Consider the following 16,265-nt stretch of genomic DNA (forward strand, 5'->3'; position numbering starts at 1 on the left):
CAGGGCCAGGGGATGTAGCAAGCTTGTAGTTATACTACAAGAATTGTCGTTTTGCCCGTCCGACGCATCACTTAATTGCCCTGCCACCCTCATATTCAAAGGCCAGGAGCTTTGTAGCCACTCCGGCGCCCTTGGCGTCGCTAAGGATAATCTGCATTTTTCCGTAACAATTCTGCCAACCCGTCAGCCTGCATCGGCCGGCTGATCAAATACCCCTGCACTTCGTCGCAACGCTCCGCCCGCAGGAAATCCAGCTGCTGCTGATCTTCCACGCCTTCGGCCACGACCTTGAGCGCCAAGCCGTGGGCCATGGCGATAATCGCTCGGGTGATGGCCGCATCCTCGCGCCCCTGTCCGAGCCCACGGATAAAGGTCTGGTCGATTTTCACGTAGTCCACAGGGATGCGCTTGAGGTAGCTGAGGGACGAGTAACCCGTGCCAAAGTCATCGATGGCAAGCTTCACCCCCAGGTCACGCAGTTGCTGGAAAGTGGCGATGATGTGTTCAACGCTGTCGAGCAGTTGGCTCTCAGTCAGTTCCAGCTCCAGGTATTGCGGGTCCAGGCCGGTTTCTTCCAATACTTGGCGCACCAGGCTGACCAGCTTGCCCTGGCGCAATTGGTGAACCGAGAGATTCACCGACACCCGAATCGAAGCCAACCCCTGGCGCTGCCATTCACAGGCTTGCCAGCAAGCCTCGCGCAACACGAATTCGCCCAGCGGCACGATAAGGCCCGTTTCTTCGGCCAGGCCGATAAAGTCGCAGGGCGGCACCATGCCCCATTGTGGATGCTCCCAACGCACCAACGCTTCAGCAGCATTGAGCCTACCGGTGGCCAGGCACAGTTTCGGCTGGTAGAACACCGAAAGCTGGCGCTCCTCGATGGCTTTACGCAGATGGTTTTCCAACTGCAGGCGCTCAAGGGTGCTGCCTTGCAGGCTGTCGGTGTAGAACTGGAAGTTGTTGCCGCCCAGGTGCTTGGCGTGTTGCATGGCCATATTCGATTGGTTGACCAGTTCGGAAATTTCACGCGCATTGTCCGGCAGCAAACTCACGCCCATCGAAGCGCTAACCACCAGCTCATGCCCCTCCACCGTCACCGGCACTCGCAGCTTGGCCAGCAGCCGCGTGGCCACCCGCGCCAGGCTCGACAAGCTACCGTAGGCGTCGAACAAGACAGCGAACTCATCGCCGGACAGGCGTGCAATGGTGTCGGCTTCGGGCAAGGCGTTGATCAACCGGCGGGCCATCTTTTGCAGCAACTGATCGGCCACCTCATGGCCCAAGCTGTCATTGAGCAGCTTGAAGCGGTCCAGGTTGATATGCAGCAACGCCAGACTGCGCCCGCCCTGGCGCACGCGCTGGTGGGCTTCGCGCAGCCGTTCGCGGAACAGCGAGCGGTTGGCCAGTCCGGTCAATTCATCGTAGTGAGTGAGATAGCGCATGCGCTCCTCGGACTCGCGCCGCGCCGACAGATCAGCGAAGAAGCCCACGATGTGGCTGACTTTTCCACGAACATCGCGCACAACATTTAATTGCAGCCACTGCGGGTAAAGCTCGCCGTTCTTGCGTGTTTCCACCAGTTCGCCCTGCCAGGTGCCGTGACTGAGCAAAGCTTGGCGGATCACCGGGAAGTGGCGTCGGGCATCGCGGCTGCTGGGTAGCTCCACCACGTTGCGACCGAGCATGTCATCAATGTCAAAACCGGTGACGCGACTGAAGGCCTGGTTGACTGCGATCAGCGCGTAATCCGGGTCGAGGATCACGATGCCTTCGCTGGCGGCTTCGAACACCGTCGAGGCCAGCCGCTGTTGTTCTTCGAGCGCCTTGCCGGCACTGATGTCGCGCCGCGTACCGAGCATTCGAATCACTCGCCCGCTCGCAGCGCGCTCCACCGCGCGGCCACGGTCTTCGATCCATACCCAGTGACCATCGCCATGGCGCACGCGGTATTCCACCTGGTAATCCTCGGTGCGCCCCTTGAGGTGCTCCACCAACGCGCGTTTGAGCAACGGTAAGTCATCCGGGTGCAAGCGCGGTTTGAGGTGGCCGAGCATGGCCGTGACGTACTCCGGCTCCAGGCCGAACAGCTCTTTGAGCTGGGTGTGATGGACTTCGTCGGTTTGCAGGTTCCAGTCCCACAAGCCCAGTTCGCTGGCTTGCAACGCCATGGCCAGACGCGCTTCACTTTTATTCAGGGCCAGGCTGGCGACGTCCAACTCCTGACTACGTTGCGCCACACGGTCCTGCAGGCCGATCTGGGCTTCGCGCAGCTCTTGCTCGACCTGACGGCGCTGCTCGACTTCACGCACCAAATCCTGATTCAACTGTTCGCTGCGCTGCTGCGCCTGCTGGAGATGCTCGATCAGCGCCTGGTTCTGGAAACGCCGCAGGAGTTCACGCTGGATCAGGCGGTTGACCTGCCAGGCCACCAGGTTCAGCGACACCAGCAGGATCAGACCGAGCACACCCCAACCTTGTTGCTGCGGGCTACCATCCCATAACAGGTAGACAATAGACGGCACCAGGCACGGCACAGCGAAGGATAGAAACGCCGGCAGGCTCACGGCGTAGGCCACGCTGGCCGATAATGTCGCCGCGCCGATCAGGCCGAACACCCAGGCTTGCTGCATGAAGCTGTTAACCGGCGCCAGGGCGATGGCCGCAGTGGCCAGCGTCAGGCCACTGACCGCCGAACCGAGCATGAACATGCGCCGCCACACCGGCTGCGCCTGTCGGCTTGGCATCGCCGAATCAAACGCCGCCACCTGGATCACGCGCATGGCCACCAGGGCGAGGAGCCACACCAGCCAGATGCTGTCGAGCAGGTATTGTTTGGGGTTCCACAGCAGCCAGGCGCATACCAGGCCGTTCACCAACATTAATAGGGTCGGCAGCAGCGAACCTTGATACAACAGGCGAGTGCGCTCGACCGCCATCTCAGTGGCGTAGTGTTTATGGATAACCTGCGCAGGCGCCATCGAGGGGCCAGGCAGGTCGGTGCTGAGGGTCATAGGCAGTGTTCTTATAATGGTGAGCCCGAAACGTGGACGGAGCATACACAAGCAAACGCTTGGGCCAAACTGCTCCACGTCATAAAAACTGCGTGGTCACACGCCGCAAAGCTCGGTGCCAGACGGCTTCAGCGAGACCCGGCGCGGGCTGTGGGCATTGACCGACCGGTCATCACCCTGAGCAGAATATTGAGCCGGCCCGGATCACGTTGAATATTTTCCATCGACCACCCGGCATTGGGATTTGCCCGACTCCCCCCAGCACCCTAGAATGCGCCGATGCGCGATGATCTCTCTCTTTTGCTGAACTCCCTCAACGATGCCCAACGCCAGGCCGTAGCGGCCCCCGTTGGCCGTCAGTTGGTCCTGGCCGGTGCTGGCTCCGGTAAAACCCGAGTGCTGGTGCACCGTATCGCCTGGTTGATCCAGGTCGAAAACGCGTCTCCGCACTCCATCCTGTCGGTGACGTTCACCAACAAGGCCGCTGCCGAGATGCGCCATCGCATCGAACAGTTGATGGGCATCAGCCCGGCCGGCATGTGGGTCGGTACCTTCCACGGCCTTGCGCACCGCCTGTTGCGGGCCCATTGGCAGGAAGCTGGCCTCGCCCAGACCTTCCAGATCCTTGACAGCGACGACCAGCAACGCCTGGTCAAGCGCGTGATCCGCGAACTCGGCCTCGACGAACAGCGTTGGCCCGTGCGCCAGGCGCAGTGGTTTATCAACGGCCAGAAAGACGAAGGCCTGCGCCCGCAACATATTCAAGCCAGCGGCGATCTTTTCCTGGCCACCATGCGCAGCATTTATGAAGCCTATGAGGCTGCTTGCGCACGTGCCGGCGTGATCGACTTCTCCGAACTGCTGCTGCGCGCCCTCGACCTGTGGCGCGACAACCCCGGCTTGCTGGCCCATTACCAGAAACGCTTCCGCCACATTCTGGTGGATGAGTTCCAGGACACCAACGCCGTGCAGTACGCCTGGTTGCGCCTGCTGGCCAAGGGCGGCGACAGCCTGATGGTAGTGGGTGACGACGACCAGTCCATCTACGGCTGGCGTGGCGCGAAAATCGAGAACATCTACCAGTATTCCGAAGACTTCCCGGACGCGGTCACTATCCGTCTGGAGCAGAACTACCGTTCTACCGCTGGCATCCTCAAGGCCGCCAACGCCTTGATCGCCAACAATACCGGACGCCTGGGCAAAGAGCTGTGGACCGACGGCGGCGAAGGCGAAGCGATCAACCTGTACGCCGCCTTCAACGAGCACGATGAAGCGCGCTACGTGGTGGAAACCATTGAAAGCGCCCTGAAAACCGGCCTGGCACGTAGCGATATCGCGATTCTGTACCGCTCCAACGCCCAATCGCGGGTATTGGAAGAAGCCTTGCTGCGCGAACGCATCCCGTACCGCATCTATGGCGGTCAGCGCTTCTTCGAGCGTGCGGAAATCAAGAACGCCATGGCCTACCTGCGCTTGCTGGAAGGTCGCGGCAATGATGCGGCGCTGGAGCGAGTGATCAATATCCCGGCCCGCGGTATCGGCGAAAAAACCGTCGAAGCAATCCGCGACCACGCGCGCCACGCCGACGTGTCGATGTGGGAAGCCATGCGCTTGCTGATCGCCAACAAAGGCCTGACCGGGCGGGCAGCGGGTGCGCTGGGCGTGTTTGTAGAGCTGATCGAGAATCTGGCCGCCAAGTGCCTGGAAATGCCCCTGCACTTGATGACCCAGACCGTGATCGAGCAGTCCGGACTGATCGCCTATCACGAAGCGGAAAAAGGCGAAAAAGGCCAGGCCCGGGTAGAAAACCTTGAGGAACTGGTCAGCGCCGCCCGCGCGTTCGAAAACACCGAGGAAGACGAAGAGCTGACCCCACTCGCCGCATTCCTCGGCCACGCCTCGCTGGAAGCTGGTGATACCCAGGCCGATGAGCATGAAGACAGCATCCAGCTGATGACCTTGCACAGCGCCAAGGGCCTGGAATTTCCGTATGTGTTCCTGGTGGGCATGGAAGAAGGCCTGTTCCCCCACAAGATGAGCCTGGAAGAGCCCGGCCGTCTTGAAGAAGAACGTCGCCTGGCCTACGTGGGTATCACTCGGGCGATGCAGAACCTGGTCATGACCTACGCCGAGACCCGACGTCTGTACGGCAGCGAGACCTACAACAAGGTGTCGCGCTTCGTACGTGAAGTACCGAAGGGCCTGATTCAGGAAGTTCGCCTGTCCAACAGCGTCAGCCGCCCGTTCGGTGGCGGCCAACAGCAGAACTCCAGCAGTATGTTTGCCGGTTCCGAGATTCCGGAAACTCCGTTCAGCTTGGGCCAGCAGGTCAGGCATGCGGTCTTCGGTGAGGGCGTGATCCTCAATTTCGAAGGCGCTGGCGCCCAGGCACGAGTGCAGGTGAACTTCGCCGAAGGCAGCAAATGGCTGATGATGGGTTACGCGAAGCTCGAAGCAGTCTGAAACATTTGCCTACATGAAGCTTATTGGCCCGCCCTTGTATTCAACGAGCGCGGGCCAATATCAGTAATCAGTCCTACAGATCCTTCGGAATCGGTCTTACGCAAAAGCCCGAAACATTATGCCGCTAGCCACTGCCACTACACCTGTGCAACATGGCGCGCGTGCAATCCACAAATGGGAATTCCCTTTATGAAACGTTTTCTTAGCATCGCCATGGCGTTGTGCATCGGCCTGACGATGAGCCTCGACGCCAACGCCAAACGCTTCGGTGGCGGCAAAAGCTCGGGTGCGGCACCGACTCACCAGACCAGCCAAATGGCTCCATCCGCCGGTGCAGGCGGTGCTGCCGCTTCCGCAGGCGCAGCCGGTGCTGCTGGCGCCGCAGCCAAGGCTGGCGGTGCTTCACGCTGGCTTGGCCCTCTGGCCGGTATCGCGGCCGGTGGCCTGCTCGCCTCCATGTTCATGGGCGGCGGCTTCGAGGGCATGCAGATCTTCGACATCCTGATCATGGCCGTCATCGCCTTCCTGGTCTTCCGCTTTATCGCCGCCCGTCGCCGCAAGCAGCAGGAGCACCTGGCTCCAGCCGGCGCGCCAATGCAGCGTGAAGTGTTCGAGCAGAAACCAGCCATGGGCTCGATCTTTGGTGGTTCGGCAGCGCCTGCTGCGGCCCGTCCGGTGATCAACGCACCGGCTTGGTTCAATGAAGAGCGCTTCGTCGAAGCGGCCCGCAGCCACTTCCAGTCCCTGCAGCAACACTGGGACGCCAACGAAATGGACAAGATCGCCGAGTTCGTGACCCCGCAACTGCTGGAGTTCCTCAAACGCGAACGTGCCGAGATCGGCGACGCGTTCCAGTCGACCTACATTGACGACCTGCGCGTTCAGTTGGACGGTGTGGATGATCGCGCCGACAAGACCATCGCTACCCTGACCTTCAGCGGTGTGTCGAAGACCTCGCGTTTCGACCAGGGCGAAGTGTTCAGCGAAAGCTGGAACATGGAACGCCCTCAAGGCGAGAACCAGCCATGGCTGGTCGCCGGTATTCGCCAAAACGGCTGATACCCACGCGCTTGAGCACGCCGTAACGAAAAACCCCGGACATGTCTCATGTCCGGGGTTTTCTATTTCACGGTTGCACTTATAGCGAGCTACTGTATAAAACGCCCCTATAAACCGCGCCATCTAGCAAGAGGATCCCGGCCGTGGAAGAAATCATCGAACAATTGCGTGAAGCCAACGAACCGGTCCCGGTTCCTCTGGAACTGCCTGACGAAGATCAACTGGTGGAAATCGAAGAACAACTGTTCATCGACATCCCGTTTGTCTTCCGTGAATTCCTGCTGACCGTCAGCGATGTGGTGTACGGCAGCCTGGAACCGGTGACCGTCACCGACCCGCAATCCCACACCTACCTGCCGGATGTAGCGGCCAACGCCTGGGATGCCGGCGTTGATCGCAGCATGATTCCGATCTGCCAGGACGGCGACGACTACTACTGCGTTGAAGAAGACGGCACCGTGGTGCTGTGGTCCGGCGAAGAAGAACTCGTCACTGAAGAGACGTGGGAATCGGTTTGGCACTGGGCGCGGGATGTTTGGCTGGAAAGCTGAATCCTGTCACCCGTGGCGGACCGGTTTTTGTGGCGAGCAAGCTCGCTCGCCACAAGCGAATGCACCGCAGCACCTTAGTGCTCCGACGTGTCCTTGTGATTATCCAGAGTCTCCAGCAAGGCCACCTGCATCCGCGTATGCACGCGAATGAACCAGCGCCACAGAACGGCCGCTACCGCCGCCGCGACTACTGCAATCAGCACCAGCAACTTGTTGGTCGGCAAAATGCTGGCCGACAAGGCTGCCAATAGCAGAAAGATCACCAGAAGCGACAGAATCGGGATCAGCTCCGAGATTACCCTTCGCACACGCTGGGTATGTCGCCCGGCCATTTCCGGCTTCACGCTCATTTCTGCCAGCAGCATCGACAGCGCCTTGAGCTTGCGGTAAGCCGCTATCAAGAACGGCAGCGACAACAACAACGCCCCTCCCCAGATCAACGCCTTCTGCCAGCTCGGATCACTGATCCAACCCTCCAGATACCCGCCAATGCGCACCGCAAAAAAGCTGCCAGCGAAGAAGATCGCGATCACCAGCGCGAGGTTCACCCCTACTTGCAGGATGATCTTGCGGATCATCGACGCCAGCATCGCGCCCTCGCCCTGAGGCTGAATGCTGCGCAACCACTCGCCGTACATCCCGAAGACCCGACTCATGCGCTTGGGCATCACTGCCGCAATCTTCAGCGACAGGGGATCAGCACCGCGAATCAGGTAGGGCGTGAGCAGTGTAGTGATCGCCGAAACCGCCACCGCCACCGGATACAGGAAGTCGCTGGTTACCTGCAAGGTCATGCCCAGCGCGGCGATAATGAAGGAAAACTCGCCAATCTGTGACAGCCCCATGCCCACGCGCAGTGAGGTGCGGCCGTCATTACCGGCGATAAATGCGCCCAGGCCGCAGGACAGCATCTTGCCCAGCACCACGGCCACGGTGATTACCGCGATTGGCCAGGCATATTGCAGCAGGATCTGCGGGTCAATCATCAAGCCAATCGCCACAAAAAAGATGGCGCTGAACATGTCGCGAACCGGCTCGATCAGGCGTTCTATCTTAATCAACTGCTTGGACTCGGCCATGATCGCGCCGATCAGGAATGCCCCCAGCACCATGCTGTATTCCAGCTTGACCACCAGCAGGCAAAAGCCGAAGCACAGGCCCAATACGGTGATCAGCAGCATCTCATTGCTTTCGAACTTAGCTACGTAAGCCAGCAGACGCGGCACCAGCAAGATGCCAATCACCAAGGCGACGATCATGAACAGCGAGAGCTTGCCGACGGTGGAGAACACCTCGCCGGAGCTCACGGTGCCGCTGACGGCGATGCTCGACAGCAAGGCGATGATGCCGATGCCAAGGATGTCTTCAACGATCAACACGCCGAAAATCAGCTGGGCAAAACGCTGGTTCTTCATTTTCAGGTCATTGAGGGCCTTGACGATGATGGTGGTCGAGGAAATCGCCAGGATCGCGCCGAGGAAGAGTGAGTCCATGGTGTTCCAGTCGAACCAGCGGCCGATTTCGTAGCCGATCCAGATCATCAGGATGATTTCCAGGAAGGCTGCGATAAACGCCGTCGCGCCCACCTTGAACAACTTGCGCAGGCTGAACTCCAGGCCCAGGCAGAACATCAGGAAGATCACCCCTAGCTCGGCGAGGGTCTTGATGGTGTCTTCGTCGTGGATCAGACCGAACGGCGGCGTGTGGGGACCGATGATGAAGCCGGCGACGATGTAACCCAGCACCACCGGCTGCTTGAGGCGGTGAAACAGGATGGTGACCACCCCTGCCACCAGCATGATCACGGCCAAGTCCTGGATAAAGCTGATGGCGTGCATGGCGAGGGGCTCCTTGAGGGTACTGGCGCTTTTCCCACTTCCGCCCACGCACATGAAAATGCGCAAAGTGCGGAAGGAAAAGTCTGCCTTGATCGTAAGAAATGCCCTGACATGGGCTTTTGAAGGTTAACACCGCGACTTCCAGCAGAAAGCCGGTGCAATATATGGAAACAGATCGGTGCAGGCGTGACGGCAAGCCGCCCACCGGCGTCCCGTAAGGGATGGCGCTGCAAAGATTCCAGCACCCGCAGAGGTGCACCCCAACCAATGCCTACAACCCGTGAGTGTGTTATGGAACCCGGAAACGCCCAGCTGTCGATGACGGTATTGATGACCCCTGACATGGCCAACTTCTCAGGCAATGTCCACGGCGGCACCCTGCTCAAGTACCTCGACGAAGTGGCCTACGCCTGTGCGAGCCGTTATGCCGGTCGCTATGTGGTGACGTTGTCGGTGGATCAGGTGATTTTTCGCGAACCGATCCATGTCGGCGAATTGGTGACGTTCCTTGCATCGGTCAACTACACCGGCAATACGTCGATGGAAGTGGGCATCAAGGTGGTGACCGAGAACATCCGCGAGCGCTCGGTGCGTCATACCAACAGTTGCTTCTTCACCATGGTGGCGGTGGACGACCAGCGTAAACCCGCTGCCGTACCACCGCTGCAACCCCATAACAGTGAAGACAAGCGCCGGTTCGTGCAGGCCCAGCAACGCCGGCAGATTCGCCAGGAGCTGGAGAAGCGCTACCAGGAAATCAAGGCAGACGCGCTGTAAGTCCCAAGCCGCAAACCCGATCAAAAATGTGGGAGGGGGCTTGCCCCCCGATTGCAGTGGGTCAGCCATTACTTAGGTAGCTGATACACCGCCATCGGGAGCAAGCCCCCTCCTACATTGGGTTTTGTAAACTTAAAGTCCGATCGGGGTGGCTTCAAAGCGCACACGTGGATGGGCAATGCGATCCTGGGCCCGCACCAACTCCAACTCGTAAGTGGCGCAAGCCTGGGTTTCCAGCAGCACTTCGTGCACGGCCGCTGCGGTGAATTCAAACGCGGCCAGCAGGCTGTCGCCTAACAACACCCGCGCCAGGAACAACCCCGAGGTCAGGTCGCCCACGCCCACCGGTTGGCGCGGGAACGCCAGCAGCGGTCGACGCAGGTGCCAGCTGCCGTCAGCGGTCACCAGCAGCATCTCGAAACCATCCGGCAACTTGCCCGGGTAATCCAAGTGTTTGACCAACACGGCTTTAGGCCCGCGAGCCAGCAACGCCTTGGCCATAGCCAGACAATCGAACAGCGACTGCGGTTTGCGCCCGGCAAAGCTGTCCAATTCCAGTTGGTTGGGGCACAGGAAGTCGGCCATGGCGACGGCTTCATCGAGCAGGAAATCGCTGACTTCCTGGGGCACGATGCAGCCTTTTTCAGGATGACCCATCACCGGGTCGCACAGGTACAAGGCCTTGGGATTGATCGCTTTAATACGCGCCACACCGGTGAGAATCGCCTGGCCCTGGGCCGCGCTGCCCAGATAGCCGGACAGCACCGCATCACAGTTGCCCAACTCACCGATGGCGGCAATCCCTTCCACCAACGCCGGAATTTGCTGCGGCGCCAACACTTCGCCCGCCCACTGGCCATACTGGGTGTGGTTGGAGAACTGCACAGTGTTAAGCGGCCAGACGTTCACCCCGACCCGCTGCATGGGGAACACGGCGGCGCTGTTTCCGGCGTGGCCAAAGACCACATGAGACTGGATCGCAAGCAGATGAGGTGTGCGTTTCATGCAGGGGATTTCCGTAAAGCCATTGAAATTCTGGCCGCGCAGTATGCGACTAAACACAGCCTGTACGACAGGCCAGCGACACAGTTAAGCTGCTCTCACTTTGTTGGAGTTTTTCGCATGCTGACCCTGGGAAACATCTTCGTGTTGATGCTGCTGGCGACCGGCGCCGCCTGGGTTTGGCACAACCACGGCCTGCGCGAACGGGCGCTCGCGCGGGTGAAGCAGCATTGCGCCAAGCTCGATATCGAATTGCTCGACGGTGCCGTAGCGTTGAAACGCATCGGTTTTGTGAAGGACGCCAATGGCCGGCGGCGTCTGGCGCGTATCTATAATTTCGAGTTCACCGTCACGGGCGAGACCCGTCACAGCGGGACCATCACGCAGTTTGGCGCCCATAGCGCGCAGATCGAACTGGCGCCCTACCCGTTCGAGGCCAAGGAAGTGCTGCCCAGTGCTGAAGTCATTGAGCTGAGCCAATGGCGTCAGAACCATGCGACTAAAAACCGTCAGTAACGGCAGGCAGTCAGCGCGGCCTGCAATGCAGCCATATCCTGTGGTGTGCTGAAGATCAATTCGATACGTGAGTCGCGGCGCCATTCGCTGGGGTGCCAGGCGAGCGGGCTGTTATCCACAGCGTTGGCCGAGATCCACCCATCACGGCTGTGGATAACCAGTTTGGCGCGGCGCCACTCAAGCGATGTCAGCCACAGGTGCAGACGCTCGGAATCGAATTTCTGGCTCGGGTGCCAGCGCCAACCGATACTCCAACCGCCCTCCTGGGCCTGGCTCAGGCAGATCGGCAATGCCGGATCGCTCCAGATAGCCGGCAATTGAGCCAGCCCCTTGGGCACCTCGACGTTATCCACAGCCTCTTCAGCCTGCGCATTCAAACCTGGCAGTTTGCCGAGCGGCACGTACGCCTGCCGCGTCCAATAAATGCCACGGGCGGGTAGCTGTCGTTCGACGGCCTCGCGTTGCGCAGCATCCAGCCCCTCATCCTTGTTCAACACCAACAGCCCGGCACTGGCCAACGCTTCCTGCTGCGCTGGCGGCAAGGGTTTGCCCGCAGCCAGCGCTTGGGCATCCAGCACCAGCACACAAGGCTGAACCGCAAGCACCGTCTGCCACGGCGCTTCGCGCAACTGCTGGAGCAACTGCGCAGGATGACCCAGGCCCGAGGGTTCGATAAACAACCGATCCGGCTTGGCCTTACGCAGCAACCGGCCCAGGCCTACCTGGAACGGTGCGCCATTCACACAACACAGGCAGCCACCGGCGACCTCCCCCAAGGCAATGCCGTCGTCGTCCTGGGTCAGCAACGCAGCATCCAGGCCGATCTGCCCAAACTCATTGATCAGCACCGCCCAGCGCTCGTTGGCCGGGCGTTGGGCGAGCAGGTGCTTGATCAGGCTGGTCTTGCCAGCGCCCAGGGGCCCGGCAATCACGTGGGTGGGAATGTTCTGCAGCATAAGTGCCATCGTTCGGACCGTGTAGAGCGTTTGATCCTACGCGGTTACGCGAGCCAATCCAGCGTCAGAATCAATCGGCGCTCATCCGCTTTCAGCGCGGGGGAGCGGTGGATCAGGCCGTGGCCTTCGTTGCCATGCCATTTGGTGCCCTTGAGCAGTGCCACTTCACCGCACTGAATCTGCTCAATGCGCTCGCTGGGCTCGGCGTCCGCTTGGCTGAGTTTGCGCCGGTCCATTACCCCTTCACGCAACCACTGGCTGCCGATACCTGCATAGGTGGTGATCAGCCGCACCGGCACATGATCGACGTGAAAACGCGGGCACATGGCTTTATCCAACAATCGCAGACGAACGCCTATGCGCTTGGCGCCGAGCAGACAGGCAAAAGCACTGACCAGCCACGACACATCGGCGACAAAGCCTTCATAACCTTCAAGATCGCGGCAACTGGACGCCAATCCTCGCAAGTTCGGCTTGGCGTCTTCGCTGTTGAGTTCGATCACCATCGAATCAGCCAACGGCTCGTTGAGTGCCACAAGCAAGGCGCCGAACTCAGCGATATGCAGCGGCAACTGGCGCTGCCACAGCGCCAGGTTCACGCCGTCTTCGAGGATGTCGGACAGCACCAGCGGGGTTTCACCGCAGGTCTGGCGAATCACGGGGCGCAGGGGGATAGCCGGTGCCAGCATCAGGCTGCCTCTTCATACCAGGGACCAAACGGATCAGCCAAAAGGCGCCACCCTTCCACGCCAAGGGCCATTTCTTCATCGGTGAGCAAGCACGCATCCAACTCGACGCGCATGTGGGCGAAGTCGATGTTCTGCCCGATAAACACCAGTTCCTGGCGGCAGTCGCCGGTGCTCAGTTGCCAGTTGCCCATAATCGCCGCGACGCTTTCTTGGTCTTGTGGCCATTGGCTTTTCGGTACGAAACGCCACCAGCGTCCGGCAAACCCGTGACGCATCAGGCCGCCTGCCTGGGACCAGCTACCGGCGTCCTGATGCTTGCTGGCCAGCCAGAAAAAGCCCTTTGAGCGCAGCAGTTTGCCGTTCACCCAAGGTCGATCGATAAAGTCGAAGAAGCGTTGCGGATGGAACGGGCGGCGTGCGCGATAGGCCATGGACGCGATGCCATATTCTTCGGTTTCCGGTACATGCTCACCGCGCAGCTCCTGCAACCAGCCTGGCGCTTGGGCCGCACGCTCGAAGTCAAAGCGGCCGGTGTTGAGGATCTTGTGCAGCGGCACCTCGCCCATGACCATCGGGATGATTTCCGCCTGAGCATTGAGGCGCTCAAGGATAGCCATCAGCTCTTCGCGTTCGCTGCTGCTGATCAGGTCGATCTTGCTGATCAAGATGACGTCGGCGAATTCGATCTGCTCGATCAACAGGTCGGTGATTGAACGCTCGTCTTCTTCCCCGAGGGTTTCGCCCCGCGAGGCCAGGCTTTCGGCGGCCTGGTAGTCGAGCAGAAAGTTCATGCCATCGACCACGGTAACCATGGTATCCAGGCGCGCAACATCGGCCAGGCTTTGGTCATTTTCATCGCGAAAGGTGAAGGTTTCTGCCACCGGCAACGGTTCGGAGATACCGGTGGATTCAATCAACAAGTAATCGAACCGACCTTCCTTGGCGAGTTTTCCGACTTCTTCAAGCAAGTCTTCACGCAAGGTGCAGCAGATACAGCCGTTGCTCATCTCCACCAGCTTTTCTTCGGAACGGTTGAGGGTGACGTCACGCTGCACCTCGCTGCCGTCGATGTTGATTTCACTCATGTCGTTGACAATCACCGCCACGCGCAGATTTTCGCGGTTGCGCAGGACATAGTTGAGCAATGTGCTTTTACCGGCGCCGAGAAAGCCGGACAACACGGTAACGGGGAGACGATTGGGCATCAGGTAATCCTCATCAGGGTTGGCCGGTCAAATCGCCCGTTTATGGCGTTCGCGCAGCTCTTCACGTTCTTTGGCTTCGATACACAGGGTGGCGGTGGGACGTAGCAGAAGACGTTGCAGGCCGATGGGTTCGCCGGTTTCGCGGCACCAGCCATATTCGCCACGGGCCAGCAGTTCGAGGGCGTCGTCGATCTTGTCCAGCAGCTTCTTCTCCCGTTCCAGCAGGCGCAGTTGCCATTGGCGCTGCTCTTCGGCGCTGCCCACGTCAGCCGGGTCGCTGTTGGTTTCCTGCTCGCGCAGCACCAGGAATTCGCCTTCGATACGCGCTTGCAGTTCAGTGCGCTGAGCCAACAACAGTTCGCGGAAGAAGCCATGCTGGGCTTCATTCATGTAGTCGGCAGGCGGTTGGGTCAGCAGGTCTTGTTCAGTCATGGGGAGAGGTTCACGGGTCAGGCTGTTTTTCAATGTTATAGTATAACAATACAAATAATCCAATCCCCCCTTGCTCGCTTCGACAAAGAGGGCAATGCTTGAACGCATCCTTGCCCCGAGAAACCTTATGAAATACCTGTTGTGCGCCCTGTTACTGGCAGCGGCAGGGACCGCTTGCGCCCAAGCGCCCAGCCTGCTGGCCAACTGCACGCGCAGCGCCAACCTGCTGGCCTGTGTCGACCCACTGGGCAACGCCTACAGTGTGTCGACCGAGGGCAGAACCACGTATTTGCGCGGTTTCGAGGTGGTCGGCAAACGCTATTGGGCACAGACCAACAGCCGTTATGGGCAACTGACGTTTTTTACTGGTTTGGCGTCAGATGGGGAGGCGTGGGTCGGCTACACGCGGCGCGTGGGTTGGACCACGATCAATCGCTTCTCCAGCTCCGGCGGGGCCAGCGCCAAGTTCACCTGCAGCCGCATTACCGGCTGTTAGGCCTGACCATTCTTTTGTTCCTGCACCCACGCCATGTAGCTGTTCATCGGCGGATTCTTCTGGAAGTAGTTTTTCAGGCCATCGAACAAGCCATCCGCCACCGCCTGTTGATGACGCGCCGTCACCAAGCGCTGGGCGTCTCGGGCATTGGAGATAAAGCCCGTCTCCACCAGGATCGAGGGCACATCCGGTGACTTGAGCACTGCAAACGCGGCCTGTTCCACACGTTTCTGATGCAGGCTGGTAATGCTTTGCAGGCTCCCGAGCACCGAACTGCCCAGTTGCAGGCTTGAGGCGATGGTGGCGTTCATCGACATGTCGAGAATCACGCCGGCCAGCATCGGGTCTTTATCCTTCAGATTGAGCAACGTGGTAGCGCCCAACAGGTCCGCGCCATTTTCGCGCTGGGCCATAAAGCGTGCGGTGGCCGAGGTCGCGCCGCCCTCCGACAGCGCATACACCGACGCCCCTGAAGCGGTGAGGCGCGGCGCTGCATCGGCGTGCACCGAGATAAACATATCGGCCTTGTGCTGACGGGCGATGTCCACACGCTTGCGCAACGGCACGAAGAAATCGTCGTTGCGCACCAGTTTCACGTCAAAGCCCTTCTCGCGCTTCAAACGCCTGGCCAGCAGTTGGGCGATGGACAACACCACGTCTTTTTCGCGCTGGCCCTTGGAGCCGATAGCGCCCGGGTCTTTGCCGCCGTGGCCGGGGTCGACCACCACCATGATGTCGCGCTTCGGATGCGCCTTGCCCTCTGGCGCCACCAAAGGCGCAGGGGCAGCCGAGATCTGACGTGGCGCCTGAGTGGCGCCAGTGAGATCGAGCACCAGGCGATGCCCCTGACCCTCCTGAGGCGGCAACACAAAGCTGGTGAGCCGCATCGGTGCGGCCAGATCGAGCACGATGCGCGTATCCGATTTGCCGAAATGCCCCGAGCGAATCGAGGTGATTCCGGTGTTCTTCAAATCCAGTTGAGAAAAGTCGCCACTGAGCGCCGCGCCGCTCAGGTCGATGATCAGGCGCTCCGGCGCCGTCAGGGAGAAGGTCTTGTACTGCACCGGACCGCTGAGGTCGAACACCAACCGCAGCTTGTCATCTGAGCGCCATAAACGCGCGTTACGAATCTGCGTGGCGTAGGCCGTGAGCGGCAAAACAAAAAAGGGGCTGGCCAAGAGCAGATTGAGAAGCTGACGTCTGTGCATGACAAATACCGCAGATAAAGGAGCGTCCGTACTCGACATGACTGAAAAAAGGCTACGAC

Annotated in this window: 14 protein-coding genes; 6 read left to right on the top strand and 8 right to left on the bottom strand. The window is 60.0% G+C overall.

Features of this window, described 5'->3' with window-relative positions:
* Positions 1 to 140: 140 nt before the first annotated feature.
* Positions 141 to 3,014 carry an EAL domain-containing protein gene (locus tag CKW32_RS14355; RefSeq protein WP_032884483.1) on the bottom strand — a complete coding sequence of 958 codons (2,874 nt, stop codon included), beginning with the start codon at positions 3,012 to 3,014 and terminating at the stop codon, positions 141 to 143.
* 279 nt (positions 3,015 to 3,293) lie between these two features.
* Here CKW32_RS14355 and uvrD point away from each other — a divergent pair, with 279 nt between their 5' ends.
* The 3 genes from uvrD to CKW32_RS14370 all read left to right on the top strand — a co-directional run bounded on the left by uvrD (position 3,294) and on the right by CKW32_RS14370 (position 7,087).
* Positions 3,294 to 5,477: a DNA helicase II gene (gene uvrD, locus CKW32_RS14360; RefSeq protein ID WP_095185244.1), complete on the top strand. Its 2,184-nt coding sequence runs from the start codon at positions 3,294 to 3,296 to the stop codon at positions 5,475 to 5,477.
* A 189-nt stretch (positions 5,478 to 5,666) separates the two neighbouring features.
* Positions 5,667 to 6,536: a Tim44 domain-containing protein gene (locus CKW32_RS14365; protein WP_032884485.1), complete on the top strand. Its 870-nt coding sequence runs from the start codon at positions 5,667 to 5,669 to the stop codon at positions 6,534 to 6,536.
* 143 nt (positions 6,537 to 6,679) lie between these two features.
* Positions 6,680 to 7,087 carry an SMI1/KNR4 family protein gene (locus tag CKW32_RS14370; protein WP_017739032.1) on the top strand — a complete coding sequence of 136 codons (408 nt, stop codon included), beginning with the start codon at positions 6,680 to 6,682 and terminating at the stop codon, positions 7,085 to 7,087.
* A 74-nt stretch (positions 7,088 to 7,161) separates the two neighbouring features.
* Here the strand turns inward: CKW32_RS14370 and CKW32_RS14375 are convergent, their stop codons facing one another.
* On the bottom strand, positions 7,162 to 8,925 hold the full coding sequence (locus CKW32_RS14375; RefSeq protein ID WP_032884486.1) for a cation:proton antiporter: 1,764 nt from the start codon (positions 8,923 to 8,925) through the stop codon (positions 7,162 to 7,164).
* 291 nt (positions 8,926 to 9,216) lie between these two features.
* Between CKW32_RS14375 and CKW32_RS14380 the strand changes: the two genes are divergently transcribed.
* Positions 9,217 to 9,702: an acyl-CoA thioesterase gene (locus tag CKW32_RS14380; protein ID WP_003177014.1), complete on the top strand. Its 486-nt coding sequence runs from the start codon at positions 9,217 to 9,219 to the stop codon at positions 9,700 to 9,702.
* Between the two features lie 132 nt (positions 9,703 to 9,834).
* Here CKW32_RS14380 and pdxY read toward each other — a convergent pair whose 3' ends face one another.
* Entirely contained in the window at positions 9,835 to 10,707 is an 873-nt protein-coding gene (pdxY, locus tag CKW32_RS14385) for a pyridoxal kinase PdxY (protein WP_095185245.1), read from the bottom strand.
* Positions 10,708 to 10,824: 117 nt separating this feature from the next.
* Here pdxY and CKW32_RS14390 point away from each other — a divergent pair, with 117 nt between their 5' ends.
* On the top strand, positions 10,825 to 11,220 hold the full coding sequence (locus CKW32_RS14390) for a DUF3301 domain-containing protein (protein WP_095185246.1): 396 nt from the start codon (positions 10,825 to 10,827) through the stop codon (positions 11,218 to 11,220).
* Here the strand turns inward: CKW32_RS14390 and CKW32_RS14395 are convergent.
* Genes CKW32_RS14395 through dksA form a run of 4 tightly spaced genes read right to left on the bottom strand, consistent with a single transcriptional unit; the run spans position 11,214 to position 14,502 of the window.
* Positions 11,214 to 12,176, bottom strand: coding sequence for a GTP-binding protein (locus tag CKW32_RS14395; protein ID WP_095185247.1), 963 nt, complete (start codon positions 12,174 to 12,176; stop codon positions 11,214 to 11,216). The two genes, CKW32_RS14390 and CKW32_RS14395, sit on opposite strands and share 7 nt — an antisense overlap.
* Before the next feature lie 44 nt (positions 12,177 to 12,220).
* The gene (locus tag CKW32_RS14400) at positions 12,221 to 12,865 is read right to left on the bottom strand and encodes a DUF1826 domain-containing protein (RefSeq protein ID WP_095185248.1); all 645 of its coding nucleotides are present in this window, start codon (positions 12,863 to 12,865) and stop codon (positions 12,221 to 12,223) included.
* Positions 12,865 to 14,070, bottom strand: a complete 1,206-nt coding sequence (zigA, locus tag CKW32_RS14405; RefSeq protein WP_095185249.1) for a zinc metallochaperone GTPase ZigA — start codon at positions 14,068 to 14,070, stop codon at positions 12,865 to 12,867. Before zigA ends, CKW32_RS14400 begins: the two co-directional genes overlap by 1 nt.
* A 27-nt stretch (positions 14,071 to 14,097) precedes the next feature.
* Complete coding sequence (gene dksA / locus CKW32_RS14410) at positions 14,098 to 14,502, bottom strand: RNA polymerase-binding protein DksA (RefSeq protein ID WP_032884492.1); 405 nt, start codon at positions 14,500 to 14,502, stop codon at positions 14,098 to 14,100.
* Positions 14,503 to 14,629: 127 nt separating this feature from the next.
* On the opposite strand from dksA, the gene CKW32_RS14415 reads away from it, so the two are divergent.
* Positions 14,630 to 14,998, top strand: coding sequence for a glutamine synthetase (locus tag CKW32_RS14415; protein WP_095185250.1), 369 nt, complete (start codon positions 14,630 to 14,632; stop codon positions 14,996 to 14,998).
* On the opposite strand, the gene CKW32_RS14420 is transcribed toward CKW32_RS14415, so the two are convergent.
* The gene (locus CKW32_RS14420; protein WP_095185251.1) at positions 14,995 to 16,206 is read right to left on the bottom strand and encodes an N-acetylmuramoyl-L-alanine amidase; all 1,212 of its coding nucleotides are present in this window, start codon (positions 16,204 to 16,206) and stop codon (positions 14,995 to 14,997) included. The two genes, CKW32_RS14415 and CKW32_RS14420, sit on opposite strands and share 4 nt — an antisense overlap.
* Positions 16,207 to 16,265: the final 59 nt, after the last annotated feature.

Source organism: Pseudomonas sp. Irchel 3H9 (assembly GCF_900187495.1).
Classification (GTDB): domain Bacteria; phylum Pseudomonadota; class Gammaproteobacteria; order Pseudomonadales; family Pseudomonadaceae; genus Aquipseudomonas; species Aquipseudomonas sivasensis.

What these genes read in the sequence shown, in the direction of transcription:
- CKW32_RS14355 (WP_032884483.1), bottom strand. Translation starts at nt 3,014, where the DNA reads ATGACCCTCAGCACCGACCTGCCTGGCCCCTCGATGGCGCCTGCGCAG.
- uvrD (WP_095185244.1), top strand. Translation starts at nt 3,294, where the DNA reads ATGCGCGATGATCTCTCTCTTTTGCTGAACTCCCTCAACGATGCCCAA.
- CKW32_RS14365 (WP_032884485.1), top strand. Translation starts at nt 5,667, where the DNA reads ATGAAACGTTTTCTTAGCATCGCCATGGCGTTGTGCATCGGCCTGACG.
- CKW32_RS14375 (WP_032884486.1), bottom strand. Translation starts at nt 8,925, where the DNA reads ATGCACGCCATCAGCTTTATCCAGGACTTGGCCGTGATCATGCTGGTG.
- CKW32_RS14380 (WP_003177014.1), top strand. Translation starts at nt 9,217, where the DNA reads ATGGAACCCGGAAACGCCCAGCTGTCGATGACGGTATTGATGACCCCT.
- pdxY (WP_095185245.1), bottom strand. Translation starts at nt 10,707, where the DNA reads ATGAAACGCACACCTCATCTGCTTGCGATCCAGTCTCATGTGGTCTTT.
- CKW32_RS14390 (WP_095185246.1), top strand. Translation starts at nt 10,825, where the DNA reads ATGCTGACCCTGGGAAACATCTTCGTGTTGATGCTGCTGGCGACCGGC.
- CKW32_RS14395 (WP_095185247.1), bottom strand. Translation starts at nt 12,176, where the DNA reads ATGCTGCAGAACATTCCCACCCACGTGATTGCCGGGCCCCTGGGCGCT.
- CKW32_RS14400 (WP_095185248.1), bottom strand. Translation starts at nt 12,865, where the DNA reads ATGCTGGCACCGGCTATCCCCCTGCGCCCCGTGATTCGCCAGACCTGC.
- zigA (WP_095185249.1), bottom strand. Translation starts at nt 14,070, where the DNA reads ATGCCCAATCGTCTCCCCGTTACCGTGTTGTCCGGCTTTCTCGGCGCC.
- dksA (WP_032884492.1), bottom strand. Translation starts at nt 14,502, where the DNA reads ATGACTGAACAAGACCTGCTGACCCAACCGCCTGCCGACTACATGAAT.
- CKW32_RS14415 (WP_095185250.1), top strand. Translation starts at nt 14,630, where the DNA reads ATGAAATACCTGTTGTGCGCCCTGTTACTGGCAGCGGCAGGGACCGCT.
- CKW32_RS14420 (WP_095185251.1), bottom strand. Translation starts at nt 16,206, where the DNA reads ATGCACAGACGTCAGCTTCTCAATCTGCTCTTGGCCAGCCCCTTTTTT.